This window comes from Citrobacter sp. CK185, assembly GCF_030333565.1.
GTDB classification, from domain to species: Bacteria; Pseudomonadota; Gammaproteobacteria; order Enterobacterales; family Enterobacteriaceae; genus Citrobacter_B; species Citrobacter_B koseri.
In genome coordinates, this window is sequence record NZ_JAOWFR010000024.1 from 205,186 (window position 1) to 221,634 (window position 16,449).

Genomic DNA, 16,449 nt, shown 5'->3' on the forward strand with positions numbered 1-16,449 from the left:
GCGCCTGATTTCACACTTTTAAAGTTATGAGCCGGAGGTTGTCGAAACTATTAAGCAGGTTCTTCCAGATCGAACCTAACAACGTAAGCACAAGGGGACATTTCACTATTAGTGTAAAGATCTTGAGCATGTTTTACAAATAGATTGCATGGCTCTCCATCTTTTCCATACTGTACAAGATAAAAATAATAGTTTTTACTGTGGTTACTTAAATTAGAAACGGTGAGTTCATTTCCTGAGAGGAAAAAACGGAATGCTCCCTCTTTTCCATCCCGGCCAATTGATTTAACTTCGATGTATCGCTCATCACCTGGGGCATTAAAAGAAAGAAAGTCGTAACCATAAGTTGGACGATTACGGCGATCATCTATTTCCTCAGCTAGTTTTGAATAGCCGAGACCGATTAGGCGGTTTTTCTCCCAGTTTAATGCATATTCTTCGCTTTTTTTGCCTATTAAATCACGATTTTCCGTTATTTCTACGAAATTGACTTCGGGATGGTTTCTTTTTTGTGGTTTTTTAACTATCACAGCAGGAGCGCTGCTAAGATCCTTACGTATGAACTGGGCATAAAGGAAGGACATATATTTTGGATTGCTCCAGTTTCGGGTGATTTTATGCTCTAGTTTTTTCTTGAATAACAAATGTTGATATTTACTAATAAACTGTTGCTCTTTTATACCCATTTCCATAGCAATATCTTTAAGATGATCTTTGCTGCAAATGTTTATAAAGTGTTCTGGGAAGTAAAGGCTCAATATTTTAGCCTTAAACATTTGGGATAGGGGGTTCTCGTCAATCGCTCTAAAATCTAATTCTTTCCCTGACTGTATTAGGTCTAGTAAAGCGTCTTTAACATTAGCGAAAACTTCTTTATTAGTACTATCATCATCGCCAAATTTCTGAGTAAAACGATAGCGGACGGTTGGATCTGATTTTGATTTTCCATAATAAATACCAAATTTGAGCGCCGTCGCACCTTGCATATTTGCCCATGTTCTGGTTTTTACTTCAACATAAGCACAAAATGAAGCTGTACCTTTGCCGATGACATAGTCATCAAGCGTCATTTTTTTTAGGCGATTAAGGGGGTAAAGTTGCAGAAATTGGCCGCGAGCACTTAGGGCATTATCTTCTTTGGCTGTATCGTAATCTTTTTCAAAAACACGAAGAATATCATTAAAATTTGTAGGGAGGGACATAATAGCTCTTCTTAAAATGGTTTTTAAAGGGACATTATGAAACTCCAGCATTATAATTTGCTTGGGATTTTTTTGAAATACTTGTTGACTATTATTGGCGCAATAAACATAGATGAGAGGTTTAGCATGATACTATTGGCAGGAAGGTGAAAAAGGTCATAGCCATAAAATACCTCAATTCACTTTAATGACTAAAAAACATACAATCGTGTGTGGGGTTTTGTTGCGGCAGGATGGAAAACATTAATATATCTGCGGGCCAAAGCCTGACGAGTGGATAGACCAGTGAGTAGAATTAGCAAAATCATATGGAACTGGCACAGGGAGCTGCCCTGCGCCGTTTGATTATAGATTTTCAGGTTTCCCGCTCTCCAGACTGCGATGCACCGCCTCGCAGATCCGGCTGACTGCCAGTCCGTCTTCTGCCATTACCGGGTACGGTGATTGGTTCCTGACGGCCCGTACAAAATCATTAATCGGATCGATACCAAAACCGCTGGCAACGCCGTTGCGGTAGTTGATGAAATAGCTGTTGGGTGTGAGCGTCATGCCCGGCGTGGTGATTTCCAGCCCGCGATGCTGTGAAGTGCTGCGGATATAGGTTGCCTCGCAGAGAATATCGATGCGCCCGTCATTGTCCTTCGGAAAGCCTTCCGGCAGCACCCACGAGTTTTCCACCACCCACGAACTGCCGTCGGCCATCGTCAGCAGGCTCTGCACGCTATCGAAGGTATCGAGACCGCATTCGACCATCAGGCGCTTCTGTCCGACGGCGTACACCGACACCACCTCCTGGCCGGAAAGATGGCGCACCAGGTCAAAACAGTGGGAGCCGAGAAACCACACCGGGGAGCTTGCGCCCGCCCAGTTCAGCCACTCCGTCGGCACGCTGATGACATCATCCATGCTGATATGGCCGCGCAGGATGCGCCCGACTTCCGGCTTCTCCAGTTCAGCTTTGATGCGCATCACTGCCGGGTCCCAGCGCTTGTGGAAATCGACGCCGACCAGCAGGCCACGCTGCTGCGCCATCTCCACGATAAGCTCACACTCGCGTACCGAGGTGGCGAGCGGTTTCTCCGCCAGCACATGTTTGCCGTGTCGCAGGGCGGTGAGGATGGATTCGGTGTGGTACGGGTCCGGCGTCGCCACCGAGACCACGTCAATGGCTTCCTCCTGCAGCAGGATATCCAGCCGGGTATAGCCGATGACGCCGTAGGTCATGGCGAGGTCGTCGCAGCGTTCTGTGTCGGTGTCGCAGATGGCGACCAGTACCGTATCCGGGTTATGGCGGTACGCATTCATATGGTGTTTACCGTAGATACCCGCGCCGACCACGGAGGCTCTGATTTTGTTCATCATTGAGTCCTCAGAATAAGCCCAGGGAAAACAGCCAGCCGACTATTACCGCAAGCGGTCCGGTCAGTTGTCTCGACAGCAGAAACGCGGGGACGCCCTTCGCTATGGTCTCCGGCTTCGCCTCCTGCATGGAAAGACCGACCGGGACAAAGTCGCAGCCGACCTGCACGTTAATGGCAAACAGCGCGGGCAGGGCGAAGGCCGGGGATATCGCGCCTGCGCCAATCTGCGTGCCTATCATCACGCCAATCACCTGCGAGATGGCCGCGCCTGGCCCGAGCACCGGGGAGAGGAAGGGTATGCCGCAGATGAGCGACAGCAGCACCAGTCCCCACAGCGAGTTCGCCAGCGGCGTCAGGGCATGGGCAATCAGGCTGCCGAGCGCGGTCTCCTGCACCAGTGCAATCAGCAATGAGACAAAGGCCATAAACGGGATAACGTTACGCAGCGACACGTCCACCGCCTCACGGCTGGCGGCGAACAGCAGGGCGATAACGTGGCCGACGGCTGTACCTGTCTTTTCAACCATGCGTACCAGTTTTTCCGCGCCACGTGCAGGTGGTGGCGTGCTGATAACCCGTGGTGCAGCGACAGGCACGGACTCCGGTTCACCGTCCGGGGCTTCGGCGGTATCCACCAGAACCAGTTGCTCCGGGGTGACGCCGGAAACGTAGTTCTCTTCGGTAATAAACTGCGCCAGCGGCCCGGCGCGCCAGGTAGGCAGCACGTTGATGGTCGGAATACCTTTCTGCGGGTACAGGCCGCAGCGCAGGGACCCGGCGCAGTTAATCACCACGCACAGGATGTCGTTATCCGGCGGAATATCGGCAAAGCCGTTCACGATTTCCGATTCGGTGAGCGCGCCGATTTCTATCGCCACTGGATGAATCTCGCGTCCGGTCAGTGACAGCACCTTTTTGCCGCTGGCGACGGGTAGCCACAGCCCCTTGCCGTAGCCGCCGGGACCGGGAGGAATAAGCACCGTATTCATGGGCTTCCCTCCGCAATCATCAGTTCTCCGTGCAGGGCTGAGAGCAATGGCACCGGGCCGGAGAGATGGACCACGCCGGGATGGAAGGCATTCAGGCTGCCGTCAAATTTCATCGTCAGATGGCCGAGCTCAAATAGCGACTGCTGTGCTTCTCTGCCCACAGCCGTAATGAGGTAGCTGTATCCGGCCAGCAGCAGGGTATCGCCCGGCAGAATAAACAGATTCTCTTCCTGCATGCCCGGCTCCAGTGACAGGGAGTAGTCCAGACAGTCCTTCGGCCCGTTGCTGTCGAAGGTGATGAGCATTTTGTCGGTGAGGCCGTCGGCGACAAACAGGCCGATGGCGACGATACGCGCGCAGTAGGTCATCATGGTTCGTTCCCCCGTTTGCTGAGCCGCAGGAACAGGTACTCGGTGATAATTCCACGTATCAGGCCAATCAGCATGGCGGCAGCGATATAGCGCAGCGCCAGCGAGGTGACGGGCAGGCCGAGCGCCTTAATCCCGGCGGCGACGCCGAGCCAGACGAACAGCTCCGACGGCACCACGTGGGGAAACAGGCTGGTGAGCGGATGGGCGGTAGTGCCGAGCGCATCCTCATAGCCGGGCTTGCTCTTCTCAGGTAAGAGTTTCCCGAGCGTCAGCGCGCCGGGGCTGCTCATAAAGAACCAGCCGAGTACCGGCAATACGCCGTAGGTGAGAATGCGTGAGCGACCGAGCAGGGCGGCGACTTTCTCCATCCGTACGGTGCCGACCAGCTTCATCAGGAAGTTGATGGCCAGCAACAGGCAGATGAGCATCGGGATAAGTCCGGTCATCATGTCGAGGAAGATTTTGCCTGCGGCCTGGAACAGGTGGATAAAGCCTTCAGCCAGGGAGACCAGAAACATGGCGGCCTCCTGTCATCAGAGTGATGGTGGTTTCAGTGTGCATAAACAACTCTCCTGTCAGGTGTCGTTGGTTAATGCGTCCTGCCACTCACAGCGCGGGTCGTTATGTCCCGGAGTTATCGGTTGTTGTCATGGGATGAAGCGGTTTACGGGGTTCACGTTTGTTACTGGAATTGAGGTAACGGCCGGGCCAGATTTCTGACGGATGCACGTCGAGCGCGATGGCAATCAGCCACTCGCCTTTCGGCCACGGGCGCGTAAGGGTATTCGACAGCGTTGACGAGGCCAGTCCCGCTTCCCGCGACAGTTTCGCCAGACTGGTACCGCGCTTGTGTAAGGCGGCAACGATGTCGGCGGGGTGCCAGTCTTTGGTTGTTGACTTTTTCATCGGTTTTCTCTTTTTAACCGTGATAAATCACGCAATTCTTGAATATTGCTCTAAATGTAATCAAAATTCAAGTAATACATGAATAGGTAAGGGAATGCCTGAAGATGGTTGCTGCCCAGAGAGGGATAATTCCTGCATGTTCAGGGGCAGGGTGGCGATCGTGATTGGTAAAAGATTAAAGATTTCAAGAGTCAGGGCTGATCTGACGCAAGCGGAACTGGGTGTTCTCGCAGGGCTGGATGAAGAATCCGCAAGCGCGCGGATCAGTTCATATGAAAAGGAAGTCCATGCACCCGATTTCAAGCTTGTCTGTAAGCTGGCGGCAGTGCTTGATGTACCGGAAGCGTATTTTTATGCTGTTGACGATGATTTAGCTGAATTGATTCTTCAATATCATCGGTTTAAAAAGAGTAACCCCGGTAGCACTTTATTATTATCACCAAATAATTAAAAATGATATGAAGTAAATATTTGAGGGATCAGCATGTCAGGCAGAAAACAGCACTATATACCACAGTTATTCCTGCGCGGGTTTCTCATATGCCAGCAATCTGGGCAGACACACGTTTATCGCAGAGATAAAATGTTCATATCTAAAACTGATAGTGTGGCAGCACAAAGGGATTTTTACTCTAAGCCAGCAAATGATGCAAATAAAACTCTTGATGATAAACTGACGGATTATGAAGGTAGATTAGGGGAATTGCTTCGCATATTGCGGGAAAAAAACGTTGGTACTGATGTCGAGGCATCTATTGCTGCAGAAGTAATTGCACATTTAACACCTAGAAGTAAAAGCCTTCGTAGCATATTTGGCCATGGCACACAAAAACTTATCTCTGACTTAGCTGATGTAATATCTGATAAAACGTTGATGATATCTCTGTTAGGGTTGGATGAACCTACAACAAATAAAAAATGGAGTGAACATATAGCATCATCTTTCAATAGTAATCCGGAAATAGCTAAATCCTTTGAGTTTGTTTCGGAGGAAATTGGCATTCCAAAAGATTCGATAGAGCGAATGCTATTTATGAGTGCAAAAGAAAGTTTTTTAGGTGATGCAAATCCATTTTACTTTCAATTACAGCCCTTGTTCACTCAACTTCTTACTGGTACTGAGGATGCTATTAGTTATGGCCATAAAAAGGTACTTAATAATGGTGTTGTTGTAGAGGCTCGGAAGCAGTCTCTCGAATCCTTATTATGGCGTATTTTCCCTGCCCCCCAGGAAGGGGCGATTATGCCGGATTGCATAGCTATTGGTTTTGATGAGGAAGAAGGTGTTTACCTTCCCTATATTATGGCATCCTCTATTTCTACTGTCATCATGCCTCTTACTTCCGAGAAACTACTTGTTGGAGTTCGAGCGAGTAATATCAATGTTGACCTATCTAGATTCAACGATGATGCCTCGGAGTGCAGTGATGAATTATTTATTGCTGCATCATCTGCTCATGAATATTTACGTAAAAATATTGGTGAACGATGGAAAAATAGAATGGATAATATTGTCCATGACACATTGGATACTTTATGTGAACATAAGGGCTATGATAATTTAAATGTTCCGGAAAGTATCTCTTGTCCTTCATTTAGCTATCAGATTGCTTTTAATGATTGGCTTAGTGATGATATTGAGCATATTAATGAGGTAGTTCAGGGGGTTGTGGCAAAACTAAGCCAATGGTTGGATCTTTCACGATTGGATGGAATTACATATGCGTCTAATTTTGAAAAGGCACTTGAAGATATCGAACGTAGTTTTGATGGAAATGAAACTCCAGAAAGTGAAGCGGATTACCTTGCTCAAGGTGGTGCTGCTCTTTTAGTCAAGCGGGATGGGAAAATAAAAGTACGCATTGTCTTTCATCAAAATTATGCTCATGCTTTAGCTGGAGAAGATCTGCAAAATAGGGAGGTAGCTATTCATCTTCTTGTTTCCTCATTATTTATTGTTCATACAATTAATCACTTTGAGTATGTACTTCCAGAGTTCCTGCTGGAGCCCGTAATGATGAACAATCATCCAGCTGTTATGCATTGCGCTATGCGAAAGGCTCTGCGTGCCTATTATTATGCTTTTGCAAGTGCAGAATTTGGAGCCGAAGAATTATTAGAACAGGAGTTTTCACATTACGCAATTAGAGCCCTTGATTCGAATTTTTCTAAGATAGTTAGCGCAAAAGAAGAACATAAAATAGACAACAATCATTCAAAATTTTTTAGTACTGTGCATGCTGCAGTAGCTGATATTTTGATTGCTATGGCTCGATTAATCGGCCATTTACAGGGAATAAATAAATCACCGTTACTAAACTCTGATACTGATGTAGGTGCAGCAATCGCCGCACGTGAACTTACTGGGTGGGTGGATGTGTTTGCACATGATCTTGAACGATTCTGGAAGCAACCATCTTGGATTAGAGAGGACTTATATGCACTAAACGTCCATGTTGAACGCTTGTTGTGGCCTCATGGGATTTTCCTTTTTTCGTCAGATAGTGATCAAGGGACGATGATTTTATCTGTATGACTCTATGAAAATAACTATTCGCAGCACCATATCGTTTGTAACTAAACAAACTAATTAGTGGCTCTGGAAATTGATGTCTTTTTTATACGTTACAAATCAATCTATACCGAGCTATTTTACCCTTTTAGAGCAAGCCCGTTCTCCTTTATTCTCCCTTCCTTTCAGCCTTTGCTTTTGCCGTCCCTTTCCGCCATTTTCACTCCTACTGTTTTTGAGGTGGTACGGGTGGGACAAGTGGTACAACCGCGCCAGCCGTGGCTTTGCGCTGTACCACCTGAAAAATGCCAGTCTGAAAAGTGGGACAGATTCAGCAGCGGCTGTCCCACCCTGTACCACTTATTTTAAACCAAATTCTCTAAGGTGGGACGCTGTAACCAGCGCCAGCCCTGCGTGTACCACTTGTCCCACCCGGTACCACCTTTTTTTAAGACACGCGAGACTGCACTCAGATACTGAGAATGCGGGAGGTGAGCCGGTAGACCCTGGCTTTGCCGATCTCCGGCAGGCGAACCTGCGACTGGTATTTCCCGTCACTGCCGGGCAGCAGGCAACCAACTTCCTGGCATAACCTGGCCGCTTTTGCCGGGCTGAATCCCCGGCACATTTCCCGCCAGCCTTCCGGCAGAATGAAGAACAGCGTGTTTTCCTCGCCCGTCAGCGGATCTTTTTCCACCCGGCGAAAGCCCACCATATTCAGCGGGCGGTCCGGGCCATCCCATGAGGCAAAGCGGCTGTACTGGTACGCGGTGATGAACCGCTTGATCTGCGCCAGCACGCCTTCATCTTCCTGGTTGGCAATATGGCCGCGTTCGTTCAGCCAGGCGTGCAGGCAGATCTGCACCGCCTCATACGCCGTGCCTTCCTGCCAGCCCGTGATGCCGTGCAGCGTCGCCATCTCTCCGGCCACCGCCAGCAGGGCAAATCGGGCCACGATACGCTGTACCTGGTTTCCGGCGTTCTCAGGCATCAGGGCGGTCTGGTAGCGGCGAAGTAACTCTCTTGCCAGGGCGGTGCTGGCGTCCAGGTCGCGGGTGAGGAAGGTCAGCCAGGCACGAAAGGCGGTGCCGTGGAAGCGGGCCACCCGGTCGCAGAGAGCATCGGCGAACTGCTGGCCGCTGGCGAAACCGTGCAATTGCTCAAACGCGCCATGCTGCCCGGTGTCGCTGGGGATTTGTACCATGCGCACGCCCATTCCGGCGTAGAGGCGCTCCCCGGCGCGTTCGGTATGTTCCGCCAGCGACAGCTCCCCGGTGGAGAACAGCAGCAGCGTCCAGTGCCTGCGGTTGCGTACTTCGCCGTCGGTACGGGCGCGCCCCTTGCCCTGGCCGTTCGCCAGCATATAGGCAATCATCCCGGCTTCCCGTGGGTCCACTTCGCGCAGTTCATCAAGCGGCAGCAGGGCATCGTTGTGGCGACTGGCAATTCCCTCCAGCGCATTCCCGGTGGCACGCCAGGAGTGCCAGTAATCCGTGCCGCCACAGACGGAAGCGGCCACCTTCATCACCGTGGTTTTGCCGTCGGTGGACTCACCGCGCAGATGAAAGCCTCCGCCACCCGTTCCGGTCAGGCGCAGCAGCGGGGCGGCCAGCGCACAGCAGACGGCAAAGACCAGACGCGAGTTACCTGCACAGAGCACGGCGACCTGCTCCTGCCATTCCGCCAGCGTACCGGCCTGCGCAAAGCCGCCGGTCAGATAGTGACTGCCCTGAAGGATGACGCTGTCGCCACCGGGACCGATAACTTCATCCGGCAGTACATACACGCCGTTGTGCCAGCCGGTTTTCTCCACGCAGGTAACCCGGCGTCCGGGGAGTGACCGCGAGATATATTCACATAACAGGCTGCGCAGGGCCGGGCGGGTGGAGATGTAGGTCAGGCCGTTCTCCAGCAGGATGCGCCGCAGCTCCTCGCCGTTGCCGCTGAGCATTGCCATCGGCATGGCCCAGCGCCGCAGCTGCCCGGTGGTGGTGTGCCATTCCAGCAGGCGGCCATAGCTGCCGTCATGGCTGTCGCAGGTGATAGCGGTGACGCGCAGAGGGGAACAGATGCGCTGGGGCTGGACGTCGCTTTCGCCGTCGCGGCGTTCGGTGAGCTTATCAAACCACAGTGCCTCTTCATCGAGGCGGAAGTGATCCGGCAGGATGTCAGAAGGCCTTTCCTGCCGCAGGCGTGCAAGCTGACCGCTCCAGTTTTCCACTAACTCACCGTCGGGGCTCATCAGCCGGGCCATCTGCACACCCGCGTGCGCCAGTTTAACGGCGATTTTCAGCAGGTCTTCTTCGCGAATATCGCCGGTGCGGAATACCCGGACGTAAAGCGTGTCGGGTCTGATAATGGTCTGGTTGTCCAGATCGGCCAGTTCATCCGGGCCGAGTACCACCGGGGGAACATCATCCTCCCGGTCAGGAGCTTGTCGCCAGGCGCGTGAGGTCTCCCATGCCAGGCTTCCGGCAAGGATCACCACTTCGAGCGTGCGGTCCGGAGACTGCCTGTTGAGATAGGGGGCGCGTTTCATGATGGGGTATCAGTTGGCTCATCCCTGAGCATGGATTAACGGATGGCTGCGCGGCGCTGCTGCCACTGGCGGATTTCAGCGGCATCGAAGACCACCAGTCGGGAAGATAGATGGACGGGGCGGGGAAAGTCGGTGTTTTTAATCAGGCGGTAAACCGACGATTCGCTCATCGCCAGAAACTGGACTACCTGCCGCATTCGTACATTGCCGCTTTCGGGAAAAGCATCGCTGCTGTCAGCACGGGTTTTCATGATTGCACCTCACGGGAACAGAGTGTCGAGGCGGTTATAGCGCGGAACGGGGAGGGGAGGTATAGGTCCGGATGAAAAAGTGGAGTCCGGATAGAAAGTAATGAGTTCTGGAAGACTTTTTTTGCTGCAAGAAATAGTGGTATTAGGTTAATTTATTGAAAGTAAATTATTTTATTTCACTTTGGTTATGTCGGAATAAGATTTACTCAGGTTAACGGATGGCAACGCACGGCAACAAACACTTCACAACAGCTGTCGCTATTCTACTGTCAGCTTTGAGCGAGTAGCGAAAATTAGCACGTTTGCTCACACTAGAGTAACTAGAGCATTTATTTTTGCAGCAGTTGCGACAGTATTGTGGGATACAGGGGCATTACTGGGGTTTCCTGTGGCTATTTAAACTGCGAGTAAGTTATCAGTCAGCTCAACACGTCGGGTTAATTTGTTTGCCTTCCAATTTTATATAGCATTCTCGGTTGGCCCAACCTTTCATGGCTTTATTGGTCAAAGTGAATCTTCAACTTCTTTTTTCTTAAACGTCAAACCATGATGACGTATCAATTTCAAAATCAGACTGGTCAATAGTAATGTCAGTAGGATCATCAACATTCAACTCAATAGAAATACTAAATGGATAGTTTTCATGTAATTCTGTAAAGTCATCCCCCTTACCGTATTCTTGAGTAACATAAACGGTACCTGAGACAGCTACAGTTATTCCGTTTTCCTCCAGATAAGTAACTCCAAGCTCCTCTGGGGACACAGATTCTACTATGACGTTGTGCGCTAGAATGTCTAGCTCGCTTGGAAAATTACTGATAACGTGGTTAAATAGGATATCTTGTAAGGTTTCAGGAATGCTATCGATTACTAAATTCTCTAAAGAATCAATTTCTTCGAGCACTTCCCTAGAACGTTGGATAATAAATTTAATATCTGCGTAAAACTGCTTGGGGCAAGCGTTCAAGTATTTTTCTGTAATATGAGTGTATTTATTGAAAAAGTTAAACTCTTTAAGGTAGTCTTTAATGCTCTGGTTTAGATCGTTTAACAGCATAGTATCCAAATAGGCGTCTGACAGTATTCCTTGGGCACAATATTTGAGCTTTTGACGTCTGGTGACTTCAAATCTATCACTTTCTCTCGAATACCAAATTGCAGACTTCACTTTGCTATCAGGAGCTCTGCGATCAATCATTTGTAAAACAAGTTCTCTCATTGAGAAGGAAAAATTATGAAACCTTAGCGGATTCCCATGAGAACAATAATTCCTCAGGCTTGCTAAGAATAATTTCTTTTCGAAATCGGTAACTAAAAGTTTTTCAAAGTCCTTTATAAAATCATACTGTAATAAATTTTTTAATTTCATTCCGCACCATTATCTGAATGGAAACAACTGCATTAGACACGTAACTTTTTGATATTAGATGTCATCTCAGTAATTGCAGCCTTAAGTACTTGTAAACAAATCTTAGCTGTGTGCTCTCTTGGTGTGAAGCCTGATGACATTTGTTGATAAGGATGAATGTAATTCCGAAAGTCCCTTAAAGTATGCGAAAACTTATAAGTATCAAGCTGAATTAGTCCTAAATCTTTTGCCACATCAATAAAGGTTGCTAGATTCCAATTATGAAATGGTTGGACTTTACCATCACGACCCTTAGGGGAAGACTTAGCCGTATTAAATGCCCGCGGATAACTAGAAGCTAATCCAAGAAAAACCCCTTCTAAAGTACTACCAGCGATTAGTATCGTAGAAAGATAAGCCGCTGAACTATACGTTTTTTCAATTTCTTCAACTCGTTTGTTCAGTACTTCAGTTACATTCTGATCTAAGCCTAAATCAGAGATAGTGAAACCACTAAACTCACGACTTAAAAAGTCAGATTCAGATAGGTTACTGGATTGCAAACTATCCTCGTTTAACTCTACTTTATGAAGTTTCTTGAAGGTTATTTCAGCACCATTTCTGACGACTAGCCATTTATCAAAAGCTAAGTACTGATTAAACTCGACAATACGGCGATCCAACTCGTCAATACGACCAATAAAATTGACAGGGTTGAATACTTCTTTAATGCACTTGTCAAGTTGTGGAGTTCCATTAATTGTCTCTAAACAATCATCCGTATACTTCCAACGAGATGGAAAGCCTTGCCCATATGAGTGATTAAAACCTAACGTATTAAAAAACTTAACCAAGTTAGGTCCAGAACGATACTCAGTCTCTTCATTTACTAAGTCTCGAAGTTTCTCGCTCGTTTTGCTGCTGATGATCATTCAAATTCCTCTAGTACATAAAGCGCGGCTTAGACAGAAACTCTGCATCTTTTGTATCGTTATAATGCCGCTTTTGTTCTTTTACATCAAAGGGAATTAGTCCGTTAGTGATGGATTGGGTAAACTAAATTGCCCGATGTTTACCCAGTAGGATGTATGGTTCTTCTGTAAGTATTCCACCCAAGCGGGCCATGCACTTATAGATATCTGACATAACGTTGTAATGTCCTAGTTGTCCGCTCCTGGCACTGAGCAGACCTGCTCGCTGGGTGAGGTCCGCTGTGAGTGAGCGGACGTAGGAAATTGTCCTTTCCACCCAACGATAACGTGTGTTAATTAGCGGGGAGCAGGTCATGAAACGCGGTGAAGAGTCATGTTCCCAGTATCGCCCTACTCCAGCCACGTTCAACGCGTGATTTTTGCGGCCTTATCTTGCTCCCAATGTGTGACGCCTTCGACCCCACACGTCGAGTCAGATGTAAGCATCAATGGCTGTCTAGGGAAGAGCCCCCTCAAATGCGGCACGCGGGCAAAGTCTTGCACGGTCTCTGCCCACTCATAGTTTTCCTCTAACGGGTAATAATTCACGGCATGCAGGAAAGCACCCAACACGGTTGTTTTAGAGGCATCGTAGGCCGAGATATTCTCCATGTTTTTATCCCTACGTAGTTCTTCGATATCTATGCCTTCGCAAGTCTCATACCAAATGTGCACCACGCCAGCACGATCGGGGGGAATTTGCATGACTCCATCATTGAGCAAGCTCTTGAAATGCTTGGATCTGAGGCCGAGAGAAATCTCATGATCGCAGCGCCACTGAGCTCCAACGCACTTCGCAACATCCTTTACAAAAATGTTGAGAATGTCGTTATTGGTGCCAGGGCGAATAACTCGCTGAGCGATAGTCGAGATGCTTCGTTTCTCATTGCTATCTAGGTCCCCAAATACCAGCAATTCATGCTGTGGGCTATTGGCTCTGACTGAAAATTTTCGGTAGTAACGTTTGAGCCCTAATTTGTCGATGGCTCGTATTCCCACACTGATTGAACCCTCATTAGCTTTTCCCGTCCCCCCTTTAATGGCTAGATTCACCGCTTTAATAATGTCTGCCGGAGTCACACTGGCGACCTGCTCATGGAAAATTATATCGACAATGTTCCACGGTGCGACTTTGAGCATATGTCGGCTCAATTCATGCCAGATGTTGGCCCAGGCTTGCTCTTCGGTCTTTGAGTACTTGGTTTGCTTATCCGACCTTTTGCACTCAACGTAGAACTCCAGATCACCTAACTTGACGAGCATATCCGGTGATTTTTTGGTCTTTCCATCGGGCCAGACAATGCTGTTTTCCGGGATGAAGGCAACCTCATAGCCGTTCTTTAGGTAGAACGATGCCGTCAGCAGCTCAAAAATTTGAGTTTCTGGTTTGTTGTTATTTGCTAGCATTTTGTCCAGAACATCATCGACGTATGGGACTTTGCGAAGTTGATCTGCAACAGCTCCTATGGCCATAGCATAGGGGTAGATCCGCCTGCTGCTGTAAGTAACATCACTATATGGAAAATCATGAGACAGATACGACGCCAGAATGTACCAGTCGATGTCATCTTCTGCTGGTAAGAAGAGCTGGGGCTCTATCGGCAGATTGATGTTGAACTTAGACTCCTTCTCTTGTATGCGCTTCAAATATGCAACTTTGCGAGCAGCCCAGGCCTCAGTTCCAAGCCTGTCCACAAGCAACTGATAAAAAGCTTTTGTTCTTAAACGCTCAACCCGACTGACAATATCCATTGCGGTCTCTCTTGGTAGTTGTATAGGGTTTTTATCGAGATATGTCATTTCAACTTATTGGGGGGATTATCCCTCAGAAATCTCAGTTTACTACCACAAAGAGATAAAAACTCTGTATCGCGTCCTGTATACGGATCCTATCCAAGCGGACCATAAGTTTTTAGATATCTGACGTCCCGCAACGTCCGCTCACTGCACGAAGCCGACTATACGCCTGAAGTTTCAGATCTTAATCGGTTCTCTACACCCGACACTGGGAGCGCCTACCTATGTTCTCTTCTCCCGCCCCATCTTCAACACCTCATAAAACGTCCCTCGTCCAAGCCCATCCGACGACAATTCCTTCTCCTGCGCCAGTGTTTTCAGCTTACGAAGTATCACATCCGAATTCGGTTTATCAGACGTCCCATAACGCCCGTCAGTCTCTTCAACCAGAAGCTGAACCAGCAGCCAGCAGAGCCTGGCAGTATTCTCCCGCGCCTTGTCGCGCTTATGCATCCCACGCTGGGAAGGTTGTGCTGAAGCAGTGAGATCCGGCAGCGCATCGTCGCCGAGCGTCTTTAGCCACTTGCGGGCACGGCTATTACGCGACAGTTTCATCACCGCCTTCAGGCTGCGGGCCTTAATTTCTGGCGGCGTCAGTTCGTCATCAATAAGCCGCCAGGCCAGTGCGAACATCTCATCGGCATAGAACATGCGTTTATTTGCCGGAGCGCTGACCATGCCTGTGGCTTTGATGGTCCGGCTGATGGCGTCGTGCAGGATACGGTAATTTTCCTGATGTTCTTCCGGCAGGGCGTTTGCGGGTTGGGAAGCATCGAGGCCGAGAAGCAGAAGGGCGAGATGCCGCGCTTCCAGCAGCGGCATATCACATTCCCGTTCAAACAGATTCTGACGAATGGGACTGGTCACATTATTCTCCTTCCACGATCCGCAGCGGTTCTTCTTCGCCGAGCAATGCCTGCCGTCTGGCGGCATCAACGTAGTTTCCCCACCACTGCATCAGCGGTCGCCTTTGTTCCAGATAGTCGCTGCGGTTGTAGGCTGCTTCGATCTCGTCTTCTTTCTGGTGCGCCAGAGCAGATTCCAGAACTTCACGGGGGAAATGACCTGCACCTGCAGTCCTGGCGATGCTGCGCATGCCGTGCGCGACCAACTCACCGCCAAACCCCATACGGATAAGCGCGGCGTTCGCGGTCTGCTGATGCATATGCTCCAGTGGTTTACGGATGCTGGGGAAAACCCAAGGTCGATGGCGGCTGACGGGTTCCATGATCTGAAGAACGCGCAGCGCCTGTTTGCTGAGCGGCACCGTGTGCGAACGGTTCATCTTCATAAAGGTATCGGGGATGCGCCATTCCGCTTTTTTCATATCGATGTCGCACCAGCGCGCGCTGACGGCTTCGCCGGGGCGAACCCAGGTCAGTAGCTCCCATTCGATAAGGCAGCGGGTTTCCTTGCGGATAGAAGCGTTCTGTAGCGCCAGCATTAGCCTGCCCAGTTCACTGGGGTGAAGGGCGGGCATATTCTGCTTTTTCGGTTTCTTGAAGCGGGCGACCAGGTTGTCAGCTGGATTGAACTCGATGAGCTCTTCGGAGATGGCAAAGCGGAAGATTTCATTGAGCCGTGAGATGACTCGCCGCAGTGTTTCGAGGATGCCCTGTTCTTCCAGCGGTGTGAGGTGTTCCTTGAGCATCTTGGGGCGGATCTCGGTAACGGGTGTATCACCCAGAGAAGGGAAGACGTGCATCTCCAGCGAGCGCCAGACATCTTTGGCGTGATCTTCGCTAAGATCGCTGGTCCGTTTTTTCTCTTTGAGCCATTGTTCCGCAACTTTTTCCAGCGTGCATTCATTCTGGAGTCGTTGCTCCTCTGCAACCTGCTCCAGATGGGCCTGTGGGTCGATGCCCTGCACGAGTAAACGCCGGTATTGCAACCTGAAATCTCGCGCCATGGCGAGGGTGACTACCGGGTAGGGGCCAATGCTGATTTTGGTCCGTTTTTTCAGCGCCGGGGGAGTGTATTCGAAGTACCAGATCTTTCTGCCGGATGGCTTAATCAACAACGCCAGTCCGTCGCCATCGCGCAGCATATACTCGGTCTTCTGCGGCTTGGCGGCAGCGATCTCGGTATTGGTTAGGGATTTCAATACCTTAGGCATGTTTTTGCACCTTGTTTTTTTAGCGTTCAGGCAACGCGGTGCAAAACAAGATACATAATGCTCAAGATTCATACAGAGATCATAAC

The 16,449-nt window shown here is 49.5% G+C and carries 15 protein-coding genes; 2 read left to right on the forward strand and 13 right to left on the reverse strand.

Annotated elements, in window-relative coordinates; translation table 11 throughout:
- Positions 1–50: 50 nt before the first annotated feature.
- The 6 genes from OGV79_RS12160 to OGV79_RS12185 all read right to left on the reverse strand — a co-directional run bounded on the left by OGV79_RS12160 (position 51) and on the right by OGV79_RS12185 (position 4,829).
- Complete coding sequence (locus OGV79_RS12160; RefSeq protein WP_200076257.1) at positions 51–1,253, reverse strand: protein NO VEIN domain-containing protein; 1,203 nt, start codon at positions 1,251–1,253, stop codon at positions 51–53.
- A 294-nt stretch (positions 1,254–1,547) separates the two neighbouring features.
- Entirely contained in the window at positions 1,548–2,561 is a 1,014-nt protein-coding gene (locus tag OGV79_RS12165) for a Gfo/Idh/MocA family protein (RefSeq protein WP_286468488.1), read from the reverse strand.
- 10 nt (positions 2,562–2,571) lie between these two features.
- Entirely contained in the window at positions 2,572–3,552 is a 981-nt protein-coding gene (srlE, locus tag OGV79_RS12170) for a PTS glucitol/sorbitol transporter subunit IIB (RefSeq protein ID WP_200076255.1), read from the reverse strand.
- A complete protein-coding gene (locus tag OGV79_RS12175) occupies positions 3,549–3,923 on the reverse strand; it encodes a PTS glucitol/sorbitol transporter subunit IIA (RefSeq protein ID WP_200076254.1) in 375 nt (124 codons plus the stop codon). The genes srlE and OGV79_RS12175 overlap by 4 nt, the downstream gene beginning before the upstream one ends.
- Positions 3,920–4,441, reverse strand: a complete 522-nt coding sequence (gene srlA / locus OGV79_RS12180) for a PTS glucitol/sorbitol transporter subunit IIC (protein WP_048232518.1) — start codon at positions 4,439–4,441, stop codon at positions 3,920–3,922. Before srlA ends, OGV79_RS12175 begins: the two co-directional genes overlap by 4 nt.
- A 103-nt stretch (positions 4,442–4,544) precedes the next feature.
- The gene (locus OGV79_RS12185; RefSeq protein WP_048232517.1) at positions 4,545–4,829 is read right to left on the reverse strand and encodes a helix-turn-helix domain-containing protein; all 285 of its coding nucleotides are present in this window, start codon (positions 4,827–4,829) and stop codon (positions 4,545–4,547) included.
- A 94-nt stretch (positions 4,830–4,923) separates the two neighbouring features.
- Here OGV79_RS12185 and OGV79_RS12190 point away from each other — a divergent pair, with 94 nt between their 5' ends.
- Both OGV79_RS12190 and OGV79_RS12195 read left to right on the forward strand, forming a co-directional pair.
- A complete protein-coding gene (locus OGV79_RS12190) occupies positions 4,924–5,280 on the forward strand; it encodes a helix-turn-helix domain-containing protein (RefSeq protein WP_094334095.1) in 357 nt (118 codons plus the stop codon).
- A 33-nt stretch (positions 5,281–5,313) separates the two neighbouring features.
- Positions 5,314–7,365 carry a DUF4238 domain-containing protein gene (locus OGV79_RS12195; protein ID WP_275055592.1) on the forward strand — a complete coding sequence of 684 codons (2,052 nt, stop codon included), beginning with the start codon at positions 5,314–5,316 and terminating at the stop codon, positions 7,363–7,365.
- A gap of 445 nt (positions 7,366–7,810) precedes the next feature.
- On the opposite strand, the gene OGV79_RS12200 is transcribed toward OGV79_RS12195, so the two are convergent.
- The 7 genes from OGV79_RS12200 to OGV79_RS12230 form a co-directional block, all read right to left on the reverse strand.
- Entirely contained in the window at positions 7,811–9,880 is a 2,070-nt protein-coding gene (locus OGV79_RS12200; RefSeq protein WP_200076252.1) for a DUF927 domain-containing protein, read from the reverse strand.
- A gap of 35 nt (positions 9,881–9,915) precedes the next feature.
- A complete protein-coding gene (locus OGV79_RS12205) occupies positions 9,916–10,131 on the reverse strand; it encodes an AlpA family transcriptional regulator (protein WP_200076251.1) in 216 nt (71 codons plus the stop codon).
- Between the two features lie 532 nt (positions 10,132–10,663).
- Positions 10,664–11,500 carry a pPIWI-associating nuclease domain-containing protein gene (locus OGV79_RS12210; protein ID WP_200076250.1) on the reverse strand — a complete coding sequence of 279 codons (837 nt, stop codon included), beginning with the start codon at positions 11,498–11,500 and terminating at the stop codon, positions 10,664–10,666.
- 32 nt (positions 11,501–11,532) lie between these two features.
- Positions 11,533–12,411 carry a hypothetical protein gene (locus tag OGV79_RS12215; protein WP_200076249.1) on the reverse strand — a complete coding sequence of 293 codons (879 nt, stop codon included), beginning with the start codon at positions 12,409–12,411 and terminating at the stop codon, positions 11,533–11,535.
- Between the two features lie 405 nt (positions 12,412–12,816).
- Entirely contained in the window at positions 12,817–14,202 is a 1,386-nt protein-coding gene (locus tag OGV79_RS12220; protein WP_200076248.1) for a hypothetical protein, read from the reverse strand.
- 267 nt (positions 14,203–14,469) lie between these two features.
- On the reverse strand, positions 14,470–15,114 hold the full coding sequence (locus tag OGV79_RS12225; protein ID WP_200076247.1) for a hypothetical protein: 645 nt from the start codon (positions 15,112–15,114) through the stop codon (positions 14,470–14,472).
- Between the two features lies 1 nt (position 15,115).
- Complete coding sequence (locus OGV79_RS12230; protein ID WP_200076246.1) at positions 15,116–16,363, reverse strand: integrase domain-containing protein; 1,248 nt, start codon at positions 16,361–16,363, stop codon at positions 15,116–15,118.
- Between the last annotated feature and the right edge of the window lie 86 nt (positions 16,364–16,449).

Bases quoted from the DNA above. Each gene is read 5' to 3' on its own strand.
- OGV79_RS12160 (WP_200076257.1), bottom strand. From the start codon at position 1,253: ATGCTGGAGTTTCATAATGTCCCTTTAAAAACCATTTTAAGAAGAGCT.
- OGV79_RS12165 (WP_286468488.1), bottom strand. From the start codon at position 2,561: ATGAACAAAATCAGAGCCTCCGTGGTCGGCGCGGGTATCTACGGTAAA.
- srlE (WP_200076255.1), bottom strand. From the start codon at position 3,552: ATGAATACGGTGCTTATTCCTCCCGGTCCCGGCGGCTACGGCAAGGGG.
- OGV79_RS12175 (WP_200076254.1), bottom strand. From the start codon at position 3,923: ATGATGACCTACTGCGCGCGTATCGTCGCCATCGGCCTGTTTGTCGCC.
- srlA (WP_048232518.1), bottom strand. From the start codon at position 4,441: ATGTTTCTGGTCTCCCTGGCTGAAGGCTTTATCCACCTGTTCCAGGCC.
- OGV79_RS12185 (WP_048232517.1), bottom strand. From the start codon at position 4,829: ATGAAAAAGTCAACAACCAAAGACTGGCACCCCGCCGACATCGTTGCC.
- OGV79_RS12190 (WP_094334095.1), top strand. From the start codon at position 4,924: ATGCCTGAAGATGGTTGCTGCCCAGAGAGGGATAATTCCTGCATGTTC.
- OGV79_RS12195 (WP_275055592.1), top strand. From the start codon at position 5,314: ATGTCAGGCAGAAAACAGCACTATATACCACAGTTATTCCTGCGCGGG.
- OGV79_RS12200 (WP_200076252.1), bottom strand. From the start codon at position 9,880: ATGAAACGCGCCCCCTATCTCAACAGGCAGTCTCCGGACCGCACGCTC.
- OGV79_RS12205 (WP_200076251.1), bottom strand. From the start codon at position 10,131: ATGAAAACCCGTGCTGACAGCAGCGATGCTTTTCCCGAAAGCGGCAAT.
- OGV79_RS12210 (WP_200076250.1), bottom strand. From the start codon at position 11,500: ATGAAATTAAAAAATTTATTACAGTATGATTTTATAAAGGACTTTGAA.
- OGV79_RS12215 (WP_200076249.1), bottom strand. From the start codon at position 12,411: ATGATCATCAGCAGCAAAACGAGCGAGAAACTTCGAGACTTAGTAAAT.
- OGV79_RS12220 (WP_200076248.1), bottom strand. From the start codon at position 14,202: ATGGATATTGTCAGTCGGGTTGAGCGTTTAAGAACAAAAGCTTTTTAT.
- OGV79_RS12230 (WP_200076246.1), bottom strand. From the start codon at position 16,363: ATGCCTAAGGTATTGAAATCCCTAACCAATACCGAGATCGCTGCCGCC.